At 39.4% G+C, this 22,376-nt stretch carries 20 protein-coding genes and 1 riboswitch; of the genes, 14 read left to right on the forward strand and 6 right to left on the reverse strand.

Annotated elements, in window-relative coordinates:
- The first annotated feature begins 99 nt into the window (after nt 1–99).
- The 9 genes from liaF (at nt 100) to J7E77_RS14825 (ending at nt 10,433) form a co-directional block, all read left to right on the forward strand.
- Entirely contained in the window at nt 100–834 is a 735-nt protein-coding gene (gene liaF, locus J7E77_RS14785) for a cell wall-active antibiotics response protein LiaF (RefSeq protein ID WP_214715318.1), read from the forward strand.
- A complete protein-coding gene (locus tag J7E77_RS14790) occupies nt 831–1,889 on the forward strand; it encodes a sensor histidine kinase (RefSeq protein ID WP_214715319.1) in 1,059 nt (352 codons plus the stop codon). The genes liaF and J7E77_RS14790 overlap by 4 nt, the downstream gene beginning before the upstream one ends.
- Complete coding sequence (locus tag J7E77_RS14795) at nt 1,882–2,514, forward strand: response regulator transcription factor (protein ID WP_088085790.1); 633 nt, start codon at nt 1,882–1,884, stop codon at nt 2,512–2,514. The genes J7E77_RS14790 and J7E77_RS14795 overlap by 8 nt, the downstream gene beginning before the upstream one ends.
- Before the next feature lie 141 nt (nt 2,515–2,655).
- Nucleotides 2,656–3,507 (forward strand): iron uptake system protein EfeO, encoded by an 852-nt coding sequence (gene efeO, locus J7E77_RS14800; RefSeq protein ID WP_214715320.1) that lies wholly within the window; start codon nt 2,656–2,658, stop codon nt 3,505–3,507.
- Entirely contained in the window at nt 3,508–4,800 is a 1,293-nt protein-coding gene (gene efeB, locus J7E77_RS14805; RefSeq protein ID WP_214715321.1) for an iron uptake transporter deferrochelatase/peroxidase subunit, read from the forward strand. It begins immediately after the preceding gene.
- Nucleotides 4,801–4,831: 31 nt separating this feature from the next.
- Nucleotides 4,832–6,586, forward strand: coding sequence for an FTR1 family iron permease (locus J7E77_RS14810; protein ID WP_214715322.1), 1,755 nt, complete (start codon nt 4,832–4,834; stop codon nt 6,584–6,586).
- Nucleotides 6,587–6,691: 105 nt separating this feature from the next.
- Nucleotides 6,692–8,026: a polysaccharide biosynthesis protein gene (locus tag J7E77_RS14815; RefSeq protein WP_214715324.1), complete on the forward strand. Its 1,335-nt coding sequence runs from the start codon at nt 6,692–6,694 to the stop codon at nt 8,024–8,026.
- Nucleotides 8,027–8,113: 87 nt separating this feature from the next.
- Entirely contained in the window at nt 8,114–8,641 is a 528-nt protein-coding gene (locus J7E77_RS14820; RefSeq protein ID WP_251026959.1) for an RNA polymerase sigma factor, read from the forward strand.
- A gap of 43 nt (nt 8,642–8,684) precedes the next feature.
- The gene (locus tag J7E77_RS14825) at nt 8,685–10,433 is read left to right on the forward strand and encodes an aromatic amino acid hydroxylase (RefSeq protein ID WP_251026958.1); all 1,749 of its coding nucleotides are present in this window, start codon (nt 8,685–8,687) and stop codon (nt 10,431–10,433) included.
- Nucleotides 10,434–10,622: 189 nt separating this feature from the next.
- On the opposite strand, the gene J7E77_RS14830 is transcribed toward J7E77_RS14825, so the two are convergent.
- The 3 genes from J7E77_RS14830 to J7E77_RS14840 all read right to left on the reverse strand — a co-directional run bounded on the left by J7E77_RS14830 (nt 10,623) and on the right by J7E77_RS14840 (nt 13,277).
- The gene (locus J7E77_RS14830; RefSeq protein ID WP_214715326.1) at nt 10,623–11,258 is read right to left on the reverse strand and encodes a Bax inhibitor-1/YccA family protein; all 636 of its coding nucleotides are present in this window, start codon (nt 11,256–11,258) and stop codon (nt 10,623–10,625) included.
- 48 nt (nt 11,259–11,306) lie between these two features.
- Nucleotides 11,307–11,702 (reverse strand): large-conductance mechanosensitive channel protein MscL, encoded by a 396-nt coding sequence (mscL, locus tag J7E77_RS14835; protein ID WP_214715328.1) that lies wholly within the window; start codon nt 11,700–11,702, stop codon nt 11,307–11,309.
- A 72-nt stretch (nt 11,703–11,774) separates the two neighbouring features.
- Entirely contained in the window at nt 11,775–13,277 is a 1,503-nt protein-coding gene (locus J7E77_RS14840; protein ID WP_214715330.1) for a LuxR C-terminal-related transcriptional regulator, read from the reverse strand.
- A 201-nt stretch (nt 13,278–13,478) separates the two neighbouring features.
- Between J7E77_RS14840 and J7E77_RS14845 the strand changes: the two genes are divergently transcribed.
- Genes J7E77_RS14845 through J7E77_RS14855 form a run of 3 tightly spaced genes read left to right on the forward strand, consistent with a single transcriptional unit; the run spans nt 13,479 to nt 15,662 of the window.
- Nucleotides 13,479–14,054: a DUF6230 family protein gene (locus J7E77_RS14845; protein WP_214715332.1), complete on the forward strand. Its 576-nt coding sequence runs from the start codon at nt 13,479–13,481 to the stop codon at nt 14,052–14,054.
- Between the two features lie 17 nt (nt 14,055–14,071).
- Nucleotides 14,072–14,458, forward strand: coding sequence for a DUF6114 domain-containing protein (locus tag J7E77_RS14850; protein WP_214715334.1), 387 nt, complete (start codon nt 14,072–14,074; stop codon nt 14,456–14,458).
- A gap of 13 nt (nt 14,459–14,471) precedes the next feature.
- The gene (locus tag J7E77_RS14855) at nt 14,472–15,662 is read left to right on the forward strand and encodes an exocyst complex component Sec6 family protein (protein ID WP_214715336.1); all 1,191 of its coding nucleotides are present in this window, start codon (nt 14,472–14,474) and stop codon (nt 15,660–15,662) included.
- A gap of 37 nt (nt 15,663–15,699) precedes the next feature.
- On the opposite strand, the gene J7E77_RS14860 is transcribed toward J7E77_RS14855, so the two are convergent.
- Together J7E77_RS14860 and J7E77_RS14865 are read right to left on the reverse strand one after the other, a co-directional pair.
- A complete protein-coding gene (locus J7E77_RS14860; RefSeq protein ID WP_214715338.1) occupies nt 15,700–16,932 on the reverse strand; it encodes an aminopeptidase in 1,233 nt (410 codons plus the stop codon).
- 536 nt (nt 16,933–17,468) lie between these two features.
- On the reverse strand, nt 17,469–19,559 hold the full coding sequence (locus tag J7E77_RS14865) for a DNA topoisomerase III (protein ID WP_214715339.1): 2,091 nt from the start codon (nt 19,557–19,559) through the stop codon (nt 17,469–17,471).
- Nucleotides 19,560–19,904: 345 nt separating this feature from the next.
- On the opposite strand from J7E77_RS14865, the gene hutH reads away from it, so the two are divergent.
- Nucleotides 19,905–21,431 carry a histidine ammonia-lyase gene (gene hutH / locus J7E77_RS14870; protein WP_214715340.1) on the forward strand — a complete coding sequence of 509 codons (1,527 nt, stop codon included), beginning with the start codon at nt 19,905–19,907 and terminating at the stop codon, nt 21,429–21,431.
- A gap of 32 nt (nt 21,432–21,463) precedes the next feature.
- On the opposite strand, the gene J7E77_RS14875 is transcribed toward hutH, so the two are convergent.
- Nucleotides 21,464–21,667: a hypothetical protein gene (locus J7E77_RS14875; RefSeq protein WP_088085800.1), complete on the reverse strand. Its 204-nt coding sequence runs from the start codon at nt 21,665–21,667 to the stop codon at nt 21,464–21,466.
- A 371-nt stretch (nt 21,668–22,038) separates the two neighbouring features.
- A riboswitch (cyclic di-GMP riboswitch) is annotated at nt 22,039–22,128 on the forward strand.
- A gap of 30 nt (nt 22,129–22,158) precedes the next feature.
- Between J7E77_RS14875 and J7E77_RS14880 the strand changes: the two genes are divergently transcribed.
- On the forward strand, nt 22,159–22,290 hold the full coding sequence (locus tag J7E77_RS14880; protein WP_214715341.1) for an anti-repressor SinI family protein: 132 nt from the start codon (nt 22,159–22,161) through the stop codon (nt 22,288–22,290).
- Nucleotides 22,291–22,376 lie beyond the last annotated feature (86 nt).

Below are 22,376 nucleotides of genomic sequence, written 5' to 3' on the forward strand. Positions count from 1 at the left end.
AGACACTAAAGGCGTAGGATTTCTGCGCCTTTTGGCCATAAACAATAATAATACAAACTATAAAAGAGTTATCCAGATGGTTATAAGGGAGGGTGGACCATGTTTAAAAATACTAAAAATGATTATATAGGCTGGCTGGTCATTATCGGTGCGATCATTTTAGTCATGGAAATACTATTTTTTAACAGTGGGCTAATTTTCTCTCTTTTTATCTCTGGAGGCATGATTTACCTCGGCCGCAAACGAGCGGGGAAAAAGAAGGGGAAAATACTTTTTATCGGCGGGATTATTTTCTTAGTCCTTAGTCTCTTAAATATGATGACGTTTAAGTTTTTACTAGTCGCGATATTACTGCACTTTTTTATTCAATTTTTAAATGCCAAAAAGAAACCTAAGAAAATCTCACCTGAAATCACGGAAATCGAACCAACCTCCCATGAAGAAACAGTCATAAAGTCAGAACCTTTGTTTGAAAATATCGTCCTTGGCCAGCAAAAAACCCCCCCGGGTGCCTACGAATGGAATGATGTAAATATCCAGGCAGGGATCGGTGATACCATTATTGATCTGAGCTTTACGATGCTGCCTAAAGGGGAAACGGTTATCTTTATTCGCAATCTGATTGGGAATATTCAAATCCTTGTTCCTTATGATATTGATGTTAGTGTCCAGCATTCATGCATCATGGGTTCAACGACTGTTTTCGAGCACCACGACTCTAAACTTTTCAATCGAGTATTACACCTAAAAACAGCAGGATATGAGACAGCTGAACACAAAGTGAAAATTTTCACCTCGCTCATGGTTGGAAATTTAGAGGTGAGCCGGATATGAGCACAACCCAGCGAAAAATTTTCTGGAGTGTTGGCTTTTCCTTTTTCCTTGCGATTATTGTCAGTGCCATTTTTATCTTCGTTTTCCCACTAAGCAGTTGGGCGGAATTGTGGAGTAAACATTTCATGAATGTTCCGTTTGTAATCTTTATCCCTGCCTTTAGCATTGCCGTTGGGATTCTCTTAGGTGCCGTCTCTGGGGTGTTTTGGAGAAGGCAGTTTCTATCCATTGAACACTCCTTGCATCTATTAGAGGAAGGAAAACAAATAGAAGTAGTTAAGGAGAAACCTGCTATCTCAGAAATGCAGCTCATTGCAAACCGAATTGAGAAAATCGGCAAACAAATGTCCGAACAAGCGAAGCTTTCGCAGCGATTAGCCACTGAAAAAGTGGAAGACCTAGAAGGAAGAATCCAAGAAATTATTGAACAGGAACGGAACCGTTTGGCCCGTGAACTGCATGATTCTGTCAGTCAGCAATTATTTGCTGCTTCGATGATGATGTCAGCAATCAACGAAACTAAACAGCAATCACCAGTAGAAAATGACCGCGAAGCGAAACAATTGAAATTAGTCGAAGAAATGATTCACCAATCACAGTTGGAAATGCGTGCCCTGCTTTTACATTTACGGCCCGTTGCCTTAAAAAATAAAACACTTCAAGAAGGAATTGAAGAGCTATTAATCGAATTATCACAAAAGGTTGAGATGAATATTAAATGGAAGACAGAGGTTTTTCCGTTAGATAAAGGAGTAGAGGATCATCTTTTCCGTATACTCCAAGAGTCGATCTCAAATACGTTAAGACATTCGAAAGCCAATAAACTCGAAGTTCTGATGGTAAAACGGGATGATCTAGTCATCTTAAGGATTATTGATGACGGAATAGGTTTTGATGTAAACGAGATGAAAGCAGGTTCCTATGGAATGCAAAATATGCATGAGCGTGCAGTAGAAGTAGGCGGCACGTTAAAAGTGGTTAGTGTAAAAAATCAAGGAACAAGGCTGGAAGTGAAGGTTCCGGTGATGATTAATGGAGATGGTGCCAATGATTAGAGTCGTATTTGTTGATGATCATGAAATGGTTAGAATCGGAGTTTCTTCTTATTTATCAGCGCAGCCAGACATTGAGGTAGTTGGAGAAGCTGACGATGGAAAAAAAGGTGTGGAGCTTGCCCTCGAACTTCGCCCTGATATCATTCTAATGGATTTAGTAATGAAGGAAATGGACGGGATTGAAGCCACAAAGCAAATCATTGAACAGTGGCCGGAAGCAAAGGTCATTATCGTGACAAGCTTTTTGGACGATGAAAAAGTTTATCCTGCACTTGAAGCAGGGGCAACCAGCTACATGCTGAAGACCTCTAAAGCGGGTGAAATTGCGAATGCAGTCCGTGCTACATACCATGGACAATCAGTCCTTGAACCGGAAGTAACCGGAAAAATGATGGTAAAAATGCGCCAAAAAAATACACATATGCCACACGAAGACCTTACCACCCGTGAAATTGAAATATTATTATTAATGGCAGAAGGCAAAACCAATCAAGACATTGCTGATGAGTTATTTATTGCCCTCAAAACCGTCAAAACCCATGTCAGTAATATTTTGAGTAAGTTGAACGTCCAAGATAGAACGCAAGCGGTCATTTATGCATTTAAGCATTCATTAATTAAATAAATCTCTAAGACTTTCCTAAAAAGGAAGGTTTTTTTCTTTTTTTATAAAATTTTAAAAATATAATTGAAAACATTTCTCATTTGCTGTTATTATATAAATGAAAATGATTATCATTATTATAGATACTGGAGGATTACATAAATGAAACTATTAAAAGTGTCAGGCACTCTAATTATATCTAGCAGTCTACTATTTGGATGTTCAAATAATACGGAGAAAACAGCAACTATAGAAAAGGTAAAAGACAAAGTAGTTACAAGTCAGGCTTCACTTACTGGGGTCACAGATGATTACAGGGCATATGCCTTAGGAGAAATTGAAGAATTTGTTAAGGCAACAGATGCCTTTACAACCGCTGTTGAAAATGGAGATATAGAAGAGGCTAAAGCTCTTTATGGGCCCGCACGGATGCACTATGAGCGCGCCGAACCAATTGCGGAAGTGTTCGGCGACCTTGACCCGAAGATTGATGCACGAGAAGGAGATGTCCCGGAAGCGGAATGGGGCGGCTACCACCGGATAGAAAAGGGCCTATGGATCGACAAAACGACCAAAGGATATGAACAATATGCTGAGCAGTTAATGAAAGATGTCAATCTTTTACGTGCAAAGGTAGATACCGTAGAAGTGACACCTGAATTATTAATAACTGGAGCAGTTGATCTATTAAATGAGGTTTCTACTTCCAAGGTAACAGGCGAAGAGGATCGTTATTCCCATACAGATTTATATGATTTTGCTGCTAATGTGGAGGGAGCAGAAAAGATTTACCAACTCCTAAATCCGGAATTAAAGAAAAAAGATGAGGACGTTTCAAAAGAAATAGAAGCGCGTTTCAATGATGTTTATAATCTACTAAACCAGCATAAAAAAGGCGAAGGCTATAAGCTCTATACTGATTTAACGGAAGCACAGGTTAAAGAACTAAGCCAGGCGATTGACGCACTAGCTGAACCACTCTCACAAATAGGACTTGTTACGGAGGCGTCTTAATTGGCAAAGAATAAAAACATCATCGATGAATCTACATCAATCGGAAATAAGATTTCGAGAAGAGATATCCTAAAAACGGCCGGTGTTGGCGGTGTCGGAGTAATTCTGGGCGCTTCAGGACTAAGCGGTTTGCTTTCGATTTCTGAAAGCAAAGCTACCACCAAAGATGACCATGAGATCGTGCCCTTCTATGGAAAACATCAAAGTGGCATCACGACGAAAACACAAAACCATGTTTATTTTGTTTCCTTGGATGTAACTACCTCGAAAAAGGAAGATTTGGTTCAATTATTCAAGGATTGGACAAAAGCCGCAGCCTTGTTATCTGAAGGAAAAGCAGTGGGGGATTTATCGAGTAATGAGTTCCTCCCGCCAAAAGATACGGGAGAGGCCGCTGGGTTATCTGCTTCTAATTTAACTATTACATTTGGGGTTGGTCCTAGTCTGTTCGTTAAAGATAATCAAGACAGGTTTGGTCTTAAAGCCAAGCAGCCGAAAGAATTAGTTGACCTTCCTAAATTTCCGCTAGATGCGCTGGAAGAAGAATGGACCGGAGGCGACCTTTGTATTCAAGCCTGCGCCGATGATTTGCAAGTAGCCTTTCACGCGGTTCGAAATCTGATTCGAATTGCAAGAGGGAAGGCAATTTTACGCTGGGCACAAACAGGGTTTCAACGCACGAAACAAGCAGACCCCAAAAGTGAAACGCCAAGGAATTTGTTTGGCTTTAAAGATGGGACAGCTAATCCTGATGTAAACAATGAATCACAAATGAACAAGCAGGTTTGGGTTCAGCCTGGGGATGGCCCTAATTGGCTGGTGAATGGAAGTTACCTTGTTGTCCGTCGAATTCAAATGTTTATTGAAGTGTGGGACCGTACAACATTAAAAGATCAAGAAAATACCTTTGGCCGTTATCGTGAAAATGGTGCACCAATTGGGCAAAAAAATGAATTTGAAAAACTTGATTTGAAGCAAAAAAATGAAAAAGGCGAATATAGCATCCCTGCCGATTCGCATACACGCTTATCCCATGGGGACGGTTCCCAGCAGATTCTGCGCAGGGCCTATTCCTATTCGGATGGAATGGATCTGAAAACCGGCAGCTTTGATGCGGGTCTATTTTTCTTATGTTTCCAGCGTGCTCCTAGTAAACAATTTATTCCGATACAAAATAGATTGGCCAAGATGGATAAATTAAATGAATATATATCCCATAGAGGAAGTGCCATCTTTGCTTGTTTACCAGGAACGAAATCAGGTGGTTTTATAGGAGAAACACTTTTTAACTAAGGTTTTTCCTTTTATTAGAGGAGAGAGACGCATGCGACGATTTAAGACAAAAAGTAATACTATATTATTATTAATGATGTTTTTCATTCTTTTTCAAACAGTCCAGCCAGTGAAAGCGGCTGTGAATCATGATGAGCTTTTCGTTCTAATCGGCGATAGCTTAATGAAAGCCAAAGATGGCGACCATTCAGCAGTTATGAGAAATATGGAGCTGTTTGCTAACGAATGGGCATCGATTAAGAAAGAAGATAGTAAACAGGCTGAAAAGGTTGAACAAGAACTTCATGAGGTTCAAAGTTTACTAGCCAAAGAGAATGTGGAAAAAGAGGTTTTTTCAAAGAGTCTTTCCTCTTTATCAAGTGCATTGGTTCTCTATGACCAAGAACAAAATCCACAGGATAAAGAAAAAGGAAAAGAGCAAGTAAAGCAGCTGAAACCGCTCATCGCCACCTTGAAACAATCGATTGAAGATGGGAATCAGTCTGTTTTGAAAGCCCAATATCAAAGGCTGCTAAATAAATGGAATGCCTCTGAAAAAACGGTTCATGATGAAAGTATTGTCGCCTACGGTAACATTGAAAAATACTTGGCATTGATCCGAATTGCGATTACACAGGCTCCTGCTGATTTAGAGAAAGCTGAAACAAATGTAGAGAAACTAGACAAAGAAGTGGTGAATTTCTTGGCTGGTAAGGTTTCTACTCAGGTTAAAGGGGATTATTCACTATCCGATCTAACTACATTATTGAGTAATGCAGAAACACAGATTGCAAAAGAAAACTATAAGAGTGCTTCTGACCAGTTAACTGAAATACTAAACATTTGGCCAATGATTGAAGGGGATGTTCAGACAAGAGACAGTAAGTTGTATAGTGATGTTGAAACAAAAATACCTACAGCTATTAGTCTTATAAACTCTGCAAATGTTGATGGTCCAAAAGCAGAGGAGATCGTAAAGGAATTAAATTCCCGTCTAGCGCCGTTAATTAGTAAAACTGATTATTCTTTATGGGATGCCGCATTAATTTTGTTGCGTGAAGGGTTAGAAGGGTTATTAATCGTGGCCACATTGCTTGCCTTTCTGAAGAAAATGGGTCAGGGCGCGAAACAGAAATGGATTTGGGCCGGTGTTGGAGCAGGTATGCTTGCCAGTGCTGTTCTAGCCATTATTATCAATATTGTATTCTCACGAATAGTTGCTGCTTCTAGCCGAGAATATATTGAGGGAATCACTGGGGTTGTCGCTGTCATTATGATGTTAACCGTTGGGGCATGGCTCCATAATAAATCCAGTATCGGGAACTGGAATAAATATATTAATCAACAAATGGAGCAAGCGATCGCTAGAGGAAGTCTTTTTTCATTTGCACTGATTAGTTTTCTGTCAGTTTTCCGTGAAGGGGCAGAGACGATCATATTCTATACAGGAATCACGCCCTATATAAGCTTGCAGCAACTGGTTTTGGGTGTAATCCTTGCAGTAGGAATCCTAGTGATTGTGGGTTTTGCAATTATCTACTACAGTGTAAAAATTCCGATTCGTTTTTTCTTTAAGGCTGCTACCATTCTTATCTATTTCTTAGCCTTTAAAATTCTTGGTATTAGTATCCATGCTTTGCAAATTTCGAATGTGCTGCCGACTAGCACCGTACATCAGTTTCCGTTTATCGATTGGATCGGATTATATCCAACCTGGGAAACGACGATTACACAGTTATTATTAGTCACGGTTATTGTTTTATTAACATGGATGATCAGAAAAAAAACAGTAATGGTGAACGTTTAAAGGGCTGCGAGCCCTTTTTTTTGTTCTCCTAAAAATTTTTCTCTAATAATCAAAGAACTTGTCTCATAAGTTTATAAAAGTGAGATGAGTATGGAGGAGAAAAAATTGGCTATTTATTATAAGGGGATATTCTTTTTAGCTGTAGCTGCTTTTTTGGGGGAAGGTATTGAAATTTTAGTAAATATGATTCTTGCTCGAGAGTTAGGACCACATGGGCTAGGTCTGTATATGTCCATTTTGCCATCGATCTTCTTAATTGTGTTACTATCCAGCTTTGAGTTGCCTGTATCGATTTCAAAATTTATTGCAGAAAGGGAAGATCGTTATCACCGAAATATCCTTCATCATGCGATTACGATTACGATTGTGTTCTCGGCTGCCCTTTTTTTAGCAGCTACTGTAATCATTCCGTTTATTCCTGTGTTTGACAAATATCACCCATACGTAAGATGGCTTGTTTTGATCTTAATACCCATCATTTCCTTCACCTCCGTCGCAAGGGGATATTTTATGGGCAAGCAGCAAATGGGGAAAATAGCAGTCTCAAATTTTTTAAGGAAAACGATTCAACTCGCAGGACTGTTCCTCCTTTTCCGTTTCTTTGCTTTCGACACAGCTGAGTCAGTGTTAATCGCGATTGGTACGTTTATAGGAAGCGAGATAGTTGTGTTCCTTTATTTAATATACATGTTTATTATCCAATTTCAGCAATTGAAGCGACAGCCATTTTCTAATATGAAACGCAAGGTAGTTCAGAAAAATCTAATGGCAGTTTCGATTCCAACAACAGGTCTTCGCTTGTTTTCAGCTTTTACTGGTGCCATACAGCCCTTTATCATTAAGGCAGCATTGGTTCGTTCTGGCTTGAGCGATACATTAGCGACAGAGCAATTTGGAATGCTGATGGGGGTGGCCATTTCGATAGGCTTTTTTCCGGGTTTTATTGCTCACTCGTTAATGGTCGTTCTAATCCCAGCTGTGTCCAAGACATACGCAGAGGGTGATTACCAAAGGCTCCAAAAAATGCTTCTACAGGTGATGAAGCTAACCTTTGTATATGGGGTCATATCCGTAGCTATTTTCTACTTCTTTGCACCCGAGTTAACGTCGCTATTTTTTAAATCAGAAACACCTGCCCTATTTTTACAATTACTCTGGCCATTTTTCTTATTTCACTTTTTTATCATGCCGATGCAGGCCTTTTTGTTTGGACTTAATCTACTTAAAGAGACCTTCATTCATATTATTTGGTCGACGATCATCTCTTTTTCGCTCATTCTTTTGCTTGCAGCCATGCCGGAATGGAGAATGAATGGCGTTATTATTGGGATGAATACAGGCGCTGTTTTGTTGGCCCTCATGCATTATCTAACGATCTGCAAGAAAATTGGCGTCAGTATTTTTATGAAAGGCTTCATTCAAAATACTACTGAGCGATAAACTCCTGAGAAATTTTCTTTATAACTGTAGGGGTGAATGCTGTCAATTCCGTCTAATAGAACGTAGATCATTTTAAAGATGGAAAGGATGGAGAACATGCTTGCTGGAATTGTCCCATCATTTGAAGAAGTGGTTATGGAACATGGAAGATCCATTTATAAATATATTTTGTCTTTAGTGAAGCATAAAGAACTTGCAGAGGACATCTATCAAGAGGTATTACTCTCAGCTTATTTAGCATATCCTTCAATTAAAGAGCAATCTAAATACAAAGGCTGGTTTTTTACGATTGCAATCAATAAATGCCGTGATTATTGGCGGAAGGAAAATAAATCTAAGCAATTTTGGAAGGAAGGAGTTTATTCCTATTCAGCCTCATTCGAACCAAGCGTCATTCCAGAAGAGGAAGTCTTACATAAATTTTCTGCTGAACAGATGGCTGAAAAGGTAAACCTATTACCGGAAATTTACCGTTATCCTATTTATCTTTATTACTATCAAAATTTCTCACTCATTGAAATCGCGAAGAAAAGTAATCTGCCAATGTCGACAGTAAAAACAAGAATGAAAAGAGCGAAGGAGAGACTTCGCCCAAAAATGCAATCACTCGCATAATTGCTTCATCAAAGAATATTCTTTGCAAAGGAGAATGTTGAGGATGACAGGAAATGAAACAAAAAGGTCTCCGGTACAGTTACTTCCGTATATTTCAAAGCAATATTACAACCGTTATACGCCTATCGATCATGCGGTATGGCGTTTTGTCATGAAACAAAATCATTACTTTTTAAAAGATATCGCCCATCCTGCATATGTGAATGGCCTAAACGATTCAGGAATTAAAACTGAATCGATTCCAAAAGTAGATGACATGAATACCAGTCTAGCAAAAGTGGGTTGGGGGGCCGTCACGATTGCTGGGTTAATTCCTGGCACAGCGTTTTATGGCTTTCTGGCAAATTGTATTTTACCAATTGCAACGGAAATAAGAAAAATACAAAACATTGCCTATACCCCTGCACCGGATATGATCCATGAGGCAGCTGGACACGCGCCCATTTTATTAGATAAATCATATCGGGAATTTGTTAGGAAAATCGGCGAAATGGGAGCAAAAGCACTCTCAAGTAAAGAAAAGCTAGAGGTATTTAAAGCAGTTCGTCATTTAACAATTGTTGCCGAAGATCCAAATTCTACACCAGAGCAGGTTAAAGAGGCAGAAAGACTGGTAGCAGAAGCTAGAAAGAAGGTCAAAGGTCTATCAGAGGCCGATCAAGTTTCAAGGCTTTTTTGGTGGACGGTAGAATATGGATTAGTTGGTGACCTAAAGAATCCGAAAATTTATGGAGCTGGCCTACTATCATCAGTAGGTGAGAGTCAAAGTTGTCTAGCTGATGATGTCAAAAAGATCCCATTCTCAGTAGAAGAATGTATTAAGACACCATATGATGTCACAAAGCCGCAGCCGCAACTATTTGTTTGTAAGAACTTTGATGAACTAGCAGCGGCTATTGATCAATTTGCTTCTACCATGGCATTTCAAAAAGGTGGAACGGAAAGCCTAGAAAAAGCTTTGCAATCTGATAATCTCGCAACTGTTGTCTTCTCTTCAGGGTTGCAAGTGACCGGCACACTAACAACGATTTTGAAGGATGATAAAGGGGAAGCTGTTTATATCAGAACGAAGGGACCTACAGCACTATCGCTTGATCAGAAACAATTAGTGGACCATGGCAGAGAGACACATCATAAAGGCTTTGGGACACCAATAGGCAAACTTGAAGGAAAGATTGTAATTGAGAATAGCTCGCTTGATCACTTAAAGGATTTAGGCATTATTGAAGGAAACGAAGCAGTATTGAAATTTGAAAGCGGTGTCAATGTAAAAGGGATCGTGAAGACTATTTTGTTGTCTGCAGGTAAGCCGATCTTAATCTCATTTAAGGATTGCCAAGTAAAATTCAAGGGTCAAGTCCTTTTTGAACCATCTTGGGGGACCTATGATATGGCGGTGGGAGCAGAAATTACCTCTGTTTTTGCAGGCGCGGCTGACCCAGACGGTTACTTTGACTGGCCAGCAATAGAGGAAAGAAATGTTGTAGAGGAAACAGTAGTGCAGCAGAATTGGAATCAACTAGAAAAGCTATATGAGGAAATCCGCAGTTTACGTGAGAGTCCGGTGTGGAATGAACAGAGTTGGTCCAGCTTGGAAAAAGTAATATCAACCTTGGATCAGCAGTACCCCAATGAGTGGTTATTGAGGCTTGAAATACTAGAACTCTATAAGAAGCACAATGGCAGCCATCCCAACGTTAAGCGTATAACTGAAATGTTACTGAAAAAAAACTGGGAAAAATCAATAAAGCAGGTGATTCAGCGCGGATTCACGTTAATATATAATAGCTAAAAGCAAAAGGAGCTTGGATACCCAAGCTCCTTTCTCATGCTGTCTAGCTCCAGCGCCCAGCGGCTAGTGGACTTCGCTCTCCGCCCTACGATAAGTCAACATCGGTTCGCTCCGCTCACCGTGTATTCTTTATCTCAGTTGGAGCGCTCCAGTCGATACGCCGCTAAACGGGCGCTTCCGCTTTCCTAGTTAATCCTTGCTCGAAAGAATCCCCAAAATACGAAGGATGCTGACGAAAAGGTTAATAAAATCCAAATATAAGTTCAATGCCATCAATGGTACTTCTTCCGGTCTTACACCGTAATGCTTCATTCGGCTGAAATCAAAAAGAACATAACCGCTAAACACTATCACTCCAATAATTGAGAAAGCAAGCATCCCTGTGGAGCCTAATGGAAAGAAGATATTAAAAATGGAAATGGCCACTAATGCAAGCAAGGCAGCAAGCAGGAATCCTCCTAAAAAGGAAAAGTTTTGTTTTGATTTAGTCGCATAAATAGCAACACCTGTAAAAACAACCGTTGTACTGGCGAATGCCATAACAACCACGTTAGCACCTGCTGTAGCTAAGTAATAAGCTACGATTGGATAAAGGGTTATTCCAGATATAAATGTAAAAATGTATAAGAATGAATAAGAAATCGCCTTTTTGCGTCTGAAAAAAAAGGCAACCATGAGCATGACAAATTCTAAAATGGCTAATGGCATAAATAGGCTAGATGGAACAAATACTCCTGCCATTGTACCCAAGAAAGCAATCGCAAGCGAAAGGGCAAATGTTCGTAAAACAGATGGCAAAAATTCAGTAGATGTTTGAGTATACAAATTTTTCACCTCAAAAATTATTTATTACTAACATATACGATGATATGGTCAAGATGTTTCATTTTTTCTTAAAAAATCTTTATCTTCTTTTAATAAATCGCGAATTTCTGCTAAAAGCTCTTCCGTTCGGTCCACTTTCGCAACAACCGCTGCTGGTTGCTCTTTCTTATTAAATCGGTTAAGAAACTTCACAAAGAGGAAAATGGAAAAAGAAATGATTAAGAAATCAACGACTGTTTGGATGAATTTACCATATGTTAATTTACCATAGGCAAGATCAGAAAAATCAAAATCAACGCCTCCAATGATTACCCCAACTAAGGGCATAATTATATCGGCGACAAGAGAAGACACTATTTTTCCAAATGCTGCACCGATAATAACCCCGACGGCTAAATCGATGACATTGCCCTTCATGGCAAATTGTTTAAATTCACTCCACATAAAAAACATCCTCCAAGCTTTTTTCTTAATTGTACATTGTAACCTTCATCACATATAATAGCAAACCATGTATTATGAAATTAAGTTCATCTTAATCGCCTTTACAGCTGCATCAATCCGGTTTTTTGCAGCTAATTTTTGGATGATTATAGAAACATAATCACGAACCGTATAGCTGCTTAGATGAAGAATCGATGCAGCCTCGTTGATAGATGCACCCTCGGCGATCAATTTTAAAACCTCTTTCTCACGTTGTGTTAAGACGCCATTTGAGTTCCCAAATTGTTGAAGTGTCTCATCTCCAATAGAGTAAAGTAATTCCCCAGCATAATGACCAAATTTTATTAATGTGGCCAAGGTTTGAATAGAAACTTCAAATTGAGACTCTTCCCCTTTGTCCAAAAGGGCAATACCGATCAGTTTGTTTTTTGTTGGAACAAATATTGGTAATACCACTAGTGACTTTAATTTATATTCCTGGACATATTTGTTCGGTAACACTTCAGCAGCATCAGCAAAATAAAGGGGCTGAGAATGATTTAATAAATGTAAATATTTCTTTAGTAAGGGGATCTTAATTAATTCTTCCCTAATCTGCTGAATAGTGGGATTGCTTACATTATATCCAGAAACTCCGACTCCTTTGTCCTCGTAGTGATTATACATAAATAGGGCACAGCGATTAAAGGGCATATATTCGACTAAACCCTTAGTTATCGCCTTAACCGCCTCATCCGCACCTCGGGTTCGTAACAAGTGCTGTAAGAAGAGTAGTGATGCATCTTTCCATTCCATCTTACTTTCAAGATGATGTAGTTTTAGCTGGCGTAAATACATCCCTCTAATAAAGTCAATTTCATGATTGCTGACTGGAAAGTCTTCACGTTGCAGCCCGATTAACAGGGTGTCATTCAAACAAGGGATTTGTACAATGGAAGCCCCGTCGCTTCCTGTTCCTAATAGTCTAGCAATTGCGGTTGATAAGTGGTCTATTTGATTAGCCTTTAAACCTTTGGACATTTCAATTAAAGGGCTAGCTACTTGAGTTAGTTCAGAACAGACCACACTATCCACCTGATAATCATCCTGTCCCTTATTAATGACAGCTATCCAATCCATTGGAATGACGTTAGTAGCGATAATTGTTTTTACCCATTTCTCATTCCGATCTTCTATGTCTTGTGTTAACAATGTCTGGTCAAGTATTCTCGAAAAAAAAGATTGGACTGCCTGATGATCGAGAAATGTGGAAGCTTTATTTTCAGATAATAGCCTGTGAAATATATTTTCAATCGTTGTTAACAAAAATATCGTCTCGTTTTCATCATATTTGGTGGCGAAACGATTTTTCCATTCAGAAAGCAGGGAAAGGATGAAGGAGTCTACACTAGGGATTTTATCGTTAAATACTTGTTCGAAGGCAATCTGGATGATGACAGTAAATTCATCAACTAAACTGTCCTTTCTGTATTTTAATGTGGATAGAACTTCCTTCCATTCTTTCATGAATGGTTCACTAAGCCCGATAAGAATAGATAGTCCCTTTTGTATAAGCTGCTCCACCTTGTGCTCCATGTTGGTACCACCTCCACCAATATCCGTTTTTATATTCTTCGGTGGAATATTTTTCAATATGTCCGTAGTAGTAATCCGTACCCGACATTTGACGGGGTACAAGTTTTAATACGATATATTTCGTGATTGTGGTGGTGAAATAACCGTAGTAAGGTATTAAAAAGAATATTATTATAAAATTCAGAAAGTAGGAGGGTGTTTATGGAAAGTTCAATTCAGCTTGTTGAGGGGATGACAAGTAAAAGAGTTTTCTGGTCAGCTTTAGGGTCGGGAATTCTGGTATTAGCGCTGTTATTAGTCTCATTTGGAATCTCGGGGGTAGCATACGCTGTCCCAATTGCTGGTGTGGGTGACTTTTATGTAGAGTTTGATAAATTGGAGGGGAATGGCTACACCTTTTTTCCAAAAATGGGTGAAACAAGCAGCGAAGATTCGGCTCCACAAGGCACAAATTTAATAGAAAATTTGACAATTGATAATTTGCAATTATACAAGGATTTCAAGGTTGGCGGGCAATGGATTCGAGTCAAGATTACGGCCTCCAAACCTGTACAGATTACCGGATTACAACACGATGCAGGTCTTATTGAAGCGGATGCAAAATTCCAAAACTTAGCGCTAAAAGAAAATCATAGCGATGATTGGCAAAAACAATTCCAACAAACCTCATCGAAAATTACCTTAGAGCATGCAAAGCTGAAAACACACTATCTGTTTCAGAGAACGATTAATATGAACGGGATGAGACTGACAGTTGAAAAGATTAATAAGAAATAAGAAATGGAGGAAAATAGATGAGATTTACTAAATGGCGAAAAAGCCGGCCGCTGTGGGGTGCTTTGATCACAATAATCAGCGGAGTCATGATTTTATGGGTGCCATTAAACCTGTATTTAAGTACATTCCTTCCAGGGTCGATAGCTATCATAGGCTTACTTTTTGGCGGACTACTTACATTGATTGGAATTGTGGCCTTATTCTTTCCTAATGCTTCTAAAATTCTAGGAATCTTTACTATTTTTCTATCCATACTTTCTGTTATTGGAGCATTAGGTGGGTTCCTTATTGGCACGCTAATTGGAATTATCGGCGGGGCATCGCTGATGGCATGGCGGCTTGGACCAGTGAAAGTAAAAGAATCACCCCCAACTGATCTAGAAAAAACGGCCCAGACTTTCTAAAGGAGATCAAAATATGTGGTTAAGCAAGCTGATCTTATTAAGCTTATGTCTCCCGTTGATAATTTTAACAATTTTCACTAATGGTGGAGCAGTAAAAGCGGAAGAACAAACTACAGATGGTTTTGTAATTGAGGCAGACCGAGTCGTTGGTTCGGGTATGACTGCAAACATTATTAAACAAGATACCTCTACAAATAGTGGTAAACTAATGCTGCGGTTTCATTATAAATCCGCAATCATTTATGGAATGAAATTAACCAAGCAGGTAAATTCCCCAAAGGGTCCTGTAAGTATTAGTTTAAAAGCAAATGGACCTGTTAGTGTAAGGAATATGACGGTTGATACATCGGCTATTGTGTTTAAAGGGGCTTGTGTAAAGGCATCAGAAACTGTTCCAGAGCTTGGGATGGAGCAGGTGGTCATGGTGGCTCATTTTATGGAATCCGAGAATATTATTATTAAGCAGTTAGTTCTTAATACGGTTTCCGGTCAATCATCTGCACCCAAGCCAGGAAGGTTGAAAATTATTCAAGATTTAAGCTCTCTTCCACTTCATCAATTGGATAAAGAGCTTGATAAAATTTCTAGTGGACATATGCCTCTCACGTGTGAAGAGGGTTCCAAAATAGTGGAGTCATCTGATGCGATTGGAAAAATCACTGAACCGGTTGAAGATGTGATTGAAGTCATGACCAATCCATTGAAAACGGTTCCAAAACCATTGGAACCGATAGTAGACCCATTCAAGCCAATAGTGAAGCCTTTAGAACTAGTAACAGAACCACTTGAGCCAGTTTTGAAACCGCTCGAGTCTGTAACAAAAAAGCTTGAGACGGTTTTGAACCCACTTGAGCCTGTAACAAAGTCGCTTGACCCAATTGTCAGCGGAACTACGGAAAAGGTGGAACAGATTGTAAAATCCGTTTGTGAACAAATGGAGGATGCAAAGGGAGTAATCAATAAGGAACTGGCCTTGTCTCTAATTGATGAAGCCATTGAAAAGAAAATATTATTGAGTAGTGTCTGCCGAGGTGACACATCACTGACAAAAAAACTTCAAAGCTGGGAAGAGGGTTTATTAAAATCACTCGGTCTTATTGATTTAATAGGAAAAGTCGTACCTGAGGATCCAATTGAACAGTTGAATAAAATGCGTGAAAAAGTTGCAAAGGAAAAGGAGGGAGCCATTATTTTTTCACCATAGAAAAAAGAGCAGGGAGCCTGCTCTTTTTGTGCATAGATTAGAAAGCCCAGTTTCCGCCTCGGAATACGGGTTCTGTTTTTCCATCAGCAGTAATTCCATCGATGTCCATCTCCGTGGAACCAATCATGAAATCGACATGGGTAATACTTTCGTTCAGACCGTTCTCTTTCAATTCTTCGGAAGACATTTTCTTGCCGCCTTCAATACAAAAAGCATAGGCACTGCCGATCGCTAAATGGTTTGAGGCGTTTTCATCAAACAATGTATTGAAGAAAAGGACATTTGATTGGGAAATTGGTGAGTTATATGGTACAAGTGCGACCTCACCAAGATAATGTGAGCCTTCGTCTGTATCGACAAGACGCTTAAGGATTTCTTCGCCTTCTTCTGCTTTTACCCCAACAATTTTTCCATTTTCAAACGTAATCGAAAAGCGGTCAATAATATTTCCACCATAGCTTAAAGGCTTGGTGCTAGCAACTGTACCATTGACACCTGTTCTATACGGAACAGTGAACACTTCTTCGGTCGGCATGTTTGCCATAAACTCGAAGCCTTTTTCATTCTTACTGCCTGCGCCCACCCAGATGTGTTTTTCCGGAAGTTCAATCGTTAAATCTGTACCAGGAGCAGTGTAATGAAGCTTTTGGTATTTTTTTTCATTTAAATAATGAACTTTTTCATGAAGGGTTTCATCATGTTTTTTCCAAGCTTCTACTGGATTTTCAACGTCTGCACGCACGGCTTTGAAAATCGCATCCCAAAGTTTGTTTACTTGGTTTTCAGCAGGCTCATCTGGGAAAACTTTAGCTGCCCATGCCGGTGAAGCAGCTGCGATAACAGTCCAACTTACCTTGTCTGATTGTGCAGCCTTTCGATATTTCGCCAGTGCTTTTCCTGCAGCTTTATTGAAGTTGGCAATCCGTTCTGGATTCACGCCTTTTAGCAAATCAGGGCTAGTGGAAATAACCGACATAAAGGCAGCACCTTGATCTGCTAGATCTTCCATTTCTTTGGCACGCCAAACAGGGTACTCAAGGAAAGCCTCATCGGGAGCTAAGTCATATTTTGTTCTCGTAACGGTATCGTCGTGCCAGTTAACGATGACATTTTGTGCACCAGTTTCGTATGCCTTTTTAACAATCAGACGAACAAAATCGGCCGCATCTAAGGTGGCGTTAACGACTAAGGTTTGACCTTCCTGAACATTTACGCCAACCTTAACGGCTAGTTCAGCATATTTTTCAAGTTTTTTTTGAAATTCACTCATATGTACGTCTCCTTTTTCCGAATCTTCCTATATTGTAGCGTTATTAATTGGAAAAAGAAACTAATAGCTATGAAGCAAGAGCCCGTCTTATAAAAACAAAAAAGCAGTAAAGATTCTCATCTTTACTGCATCTTGCTGCCGTACACTTTTATATTAAAATAAACACCTGCGGAAAATAGGACTAAAAATGTAATAATTCCTGACAATGAAGTTGGAGCCATGAACTGGGATAATTCCATTGTTTCCACCGCCCTAATAATATTAACTTTTGTAAGTTAATTATAATACAAATTAGGCAAATGTGAACATTTTAGTACAATTTTATATGAATTATTGACCCTTTTTTACATCTATGTTCCTATTTTTTGCTTTTCAAACGAATAAAACATTACCCAATACATCCCAGCACTTGAAAGAGCAAGAATCGCTATGACGGAAAATGTCCAACCATAGTTTTTGATCATACCATCATATTATCTAACTGGAAGAACATACAACAAAAATGGTAAGCACATGGATTGTGCTTACCATTATGGTTAGTCTTGATTTTTTAAGGCTTGTTTCAGTAAATCACCTAAGCTTGTTCCAAAATCCTCCTTTTGCGTATATTTCTGGACAAGTTTTTGTGCTTCTTTCTTATTGACAGCTTTTTTCTTGTCTTCTGCTTTTTCAACCACATTGCAACGGCGGCATTGGAAGTAGGCGCCTGCCTTCCCATCATGAATCTCCATTTTTTTATGGCACTGTGGACAGCGGCGATTGGAAAGCTTCGGGTCCTTTCTTTTCCGGTAAGAACACTCAGGACTTGAGCAAACAAGAATTTTCCCATCCTTTGTATTTCTTTCCTTTAAGAATTCATTGCATTCCGGACATCTAGAACCAGTTAAATTGTGGGCACGATAGGATTTTTCACTTTTTTTAATTTCGGAAACAAGTTGCTCTGTTTGACGGCGAATTTTTTGTAAAAAGGCTTTTGGGTCTGCCTTTCCTTTTGAGATTCGTTCCAGTTCCTGCTCCCATTTGGCCGTCAGTTCTGGTGACTTTAATTCATCATTGACAAGGTCAATTAGTTGTTTGCCTTTTTTCGTTGGATGAAAGCGTCCATTTTGCCGTTCAACGACTTCTGTTTCCACAAGTCTTTCAATAATTTCAGCTCTGGTTGCTGGGGTTCCTAAACCAAATTTCTCCATTTGAGCTAGAACATCCGCTTCAGAATAACGCTGCGGTGGTTCGGTCCATTTTTGGTTGATGGAGCTATTTTTTACCGTAAAGGACTGACCTTGGGCTATTCTTTGCAGGCCTGTTACAGCATGTTCGGTATCTTCTTTTCCTAAGACTTTCTTAAAGCCCAAATCGATAACATTCGTCTCTTTTGCTGTAAATGTCTCACCTTCGACCTTGAAGGTAGCCTGAATGGTTTCATATTCATAAGCAGGTAAAAACAAGGCTAAGAAACGTCTGGCAATGATATCGTATAGTTTTCTTTCGTCTGAATCGAGCTCACTAAGATTCAGACGTTGTTCCGTAGGAATAATGGCATGGTGATCCGTTACCTTTTCATTGTTAAAAACGCGTTTGGCAAGCACAATACCCCTATTTGCAAGAAGAGGGCGGACTTCATCTCTATATCCAGAAGCCATTCCTTGCAGGCGGTCTGTCATTGTGTTCATCATATCTGTTGTTAAATAGCGTGAATCGGTTCTTGGATAAGTAACCAATTTGTATTGCTCGTAAAGACGCTGTAAGACGGTTGAAGTCTTTTTTGCAGAAAAACCAAATCGCTTATTGGCATCACGCTGTAGCTCTGTTAAATCATAGGGTAGAGGCTGCGGCTCTGATTTTTTCTTTCGCTCAATTTTTTCAAGTGCAGCTTTTTTCCCATTGATATTCGATTGGATCGCTTCCGCTTTTACTTTATCGAAAATGCGCTTTTCATTGTCTCGTTCCCAATCAGTTGAAAGCGGGCCGATTTCTGACCGAATAGTCCAATATTCCTTTGGTACAAAGGATTGAATCTGCTGCTCACGCTCAAGAACAAGTGCAAGCGTAGGGGTTTGAACCCGACCTGCAGATAGAGGATCCTTGTATTTGGTGGTCAATGCTCTTGTCACATTTAGACCAATTAACCAATCCGCCTCTGCTCGGCAAACTGCTGAATGGTAGAGGTCCTCAAACTGTTTGCCTGGTTTTAATTGTTTGAACCCATCCTTTATAGCCTTATCTGTTTGTGAAGAAATCCATAATCTTTTTAAAGGTTTGTTCCAGTGGAGCTTTTCAAGAATCCAGCGGGCAACCAGTTCGCCTTCACGACCTGCATCCGTTGCAATGATGCATTCGTTAATATCTTTCCGTTTGGATAACGCTTCAATGGCACGGAATTGATGGTTTGTTTGCTTCATGACCATCAAGCCCATTTTTTGTGGAATGATCGGTAAATCTTCCAAATTCCATGTTTTATATTTCGTGTCATAATGCTCGGGCATTTTTAATTCGATTAAGTGTCCAAGGGCCCATGTGACAATATATTGATTGCCTTCCATATAGCTTTTATGTTTTTGATTGCAGCCAAGGACACGAGCAAGTTCACGAGCCACACTTGGCTTTTCTGCAAGTACGAGAGATTTCATAATTACTCCTTTCGGGTAAATCCAATTTGACCTTTTTATAGTATAACGGAACTTTCCTTTATTTTAAATCGTTGTAGCTCATACGCCGCTAAACCGGCGATTCCGCTTTTCATTATTATCGTACTAAAGTGTTATCGTGCTAAAATTCAGAAAATTAAATTGACAGATAAGCTTTTCATCACATACAATAATTAGCAATAAGATAGTTAAAGAATGGAATGATCCCATGTGGCATCTAATAATATTCGATCAATTAATCATAAAAGAGGCTGGACTCCAAATCAAATAGATTCGGAATCCAGCCTCTTTCTTTATTATACTACAGTGGTAGAGGAGAGGGACAAAATGATCACACTTACAGGTGGAAGCTTAACATTAGAGCAGATGAAAGATGTATTATATGGCAAGCAAAAGGTTAATGCTTCAGACAAGAGTATGGAAGCCGTCAAGAAGAGCCGTGAAGCAGTAGAAAGAATTGTTTCAGAATCAAAGGTAGTTTATGGAATTACGACTGGATTTGGAAAATTCAGCGATGTACTTATCGATAAGAGTCATGTTCAAGACCTGCAGCTTAATTTAATTCGTTCCCATGCGTGCGGGGTAGGTGAACCTTTTCCGGAAATTGTTTCTAAAGCCATGGTCCTTCTTCGGGCTAACGCACTACTAAAGGGCTTTTCTGGAGTCAGACCTATTGTCATTGAAAAGTTATTAGAGTTAGTGAATAAAGATATCATTCCTGTCATCCCACAGCAAGGTTCCCTTGGTGCGAGCGGTGATTTAGCCCCGCTTTCTCACCTTGCCTTAGTTCTAATTGGGGAAGGAGAGGTATTTTACAAAGGTAAGCAAATCGATGCTTTTGATGCGCTCCAGTTAGAAGGAATTCTACCCGTAACATTGGAAGCAAAAGAAGGTCTAGCTCTAATTAATGGTACTCAAGCGATGACAGCAATGGGTGTTATTGGTTACTTGGAGGCAGAACAGTTAGCACATGAAAGTGAGCTGATTGCTGCAATGACAATGGAAGGGTTAAACGGAATTATCGATGCATTTGCAGAAGAAGTTCATGTCGCAAGGGGATACAAACAGCAGATTGACACAGCAGCGAGAATTCGTCGTTATTTAGGCGATAGTTTATTGACAACACAGCAGGGCGAGTTACGGGTTCAAGATGCTTATTCTCTCCGCTGCATTCCACAAGTTCACGGGGCATCTTGGCAGGCCTTGGATTATGTGAAAGAAAAATTAGAGATCGAAATGAATGCAGCAACGGATAATCCATTAATTTTTGATGATGGAGAAAAGGTGATTTCTGGGGGGAACTTCCACGGACAGCCCATAGCTTTTGCGATGGATTTTATGAAGATTGCCGTAGCGGAACTAGCAAATATCTCGGAAAGACGAATTGAAAGATTAGTTAATCCACAGCTAAATGATTTACCGGCTTTCCTAAGTCCTGAACCTGGTTTGCAATCGGGTGCAATGATTATGCAATATGCGGCAGCAGCGCTTGTTTCAGAAAATAAAACACTCGCACATCCTGCCAGTGTCGACTCGATTCCCTCTTCCGCAAATCAAGAGGATCATGTAAGTATGGGAACAATTGCTTCTAGGCATGCTTATCAAATTATCCAGAACGCACGCAGAGTTATCGCAATTGAACTAATTTGTGCCATGCAGGCGGTTGAAATTCGCGGGATCGAAAAAATGGCATCTTATACCAGGGGGTTTTATGATAAAGGCCGCGAACAGGTAGCTTCGATTAAACAAGACAGGGTGTTTTCCAAGGACATCGAAAAAGCAGCTAATTGGCTTAAAGCAGTTGAATTTTCACATTTTATTAGAAATTTAAGTGTGGAAAAAGGCGAATTCTAGGGATATAAAAAGGCGTGAAGTGCTCACGCCTTTTATTCTGTCTGGTCATTTAGTAAACGAGCAGTATCTCCTCGATATTCATCCTCATCTTCCACTCGATTTTTAAAGGCTTCCCTTACCACTAAAAATTCTTCGTCCCCAATTGCTTGTTTCGCATGCTTTTCTGTTAAACTGTCTTTTGGAAAATTACCTGGGTGGTTTTTCTTTTTATGTTCAAAATGTTCTCCACGTGCCAAATTCAACACTCCTTTCGTCATCAAAAGTAGCATTCCCTGATTGGAGTGAAAATAATTACTATTAAAAAAGAAAAAGCTGTCTGAAAGTGGAATCTATAAATAGATTCACTCTTCACCAGCTTTATCTTTCGGGGGATCTGGTTTACACATGCGGTCTAAGACATACCCAGCAGGGGTTAAGCTGTAATTGGGATATTTTTGTAGATGTTTGGCATAATTTGTTAGAAAGAAATGTGTGAAAATTAAAATAATACGACAAATTACAACACCCTACTAAAATAGCACTAGATATAATATCAATGAGGATTAAGTAAATCGACCTATCACATAAGAACGATAAGCTAATACAGTCATACTTAAGTTGTATTAGTATCAGAAAAAGGCAAACCTGTTGAAAAGCAGGGACGCAAAGCCGAGGATCTAAGGCAAGTATGACTTGTTACGATGGCCGGGCTACCTGGAATACACAATGTATTTTAGGAGTGAGAAAAATGGTTATTACAAAAAGTGAAGTAGAAGTAATCGATCAAGAATGGATGGAACTCATATTAGAAGCAAAAGACTTGGGATTATCCATAAAAGCAGTTCGTGACTTCCTTAGCCAACAAGAGGTTATGAGTTAATCACGGAACGACAGTGTACATAAATAAAAAAAGCATTCTACAAATGGGAGTATTTGTAGAATGCTTTTCTTTGTTCAAATTGAAAA

The sequence above is a fragment of the Bacillus sp. ISL-77 genome (assembly GCF_018613105.1).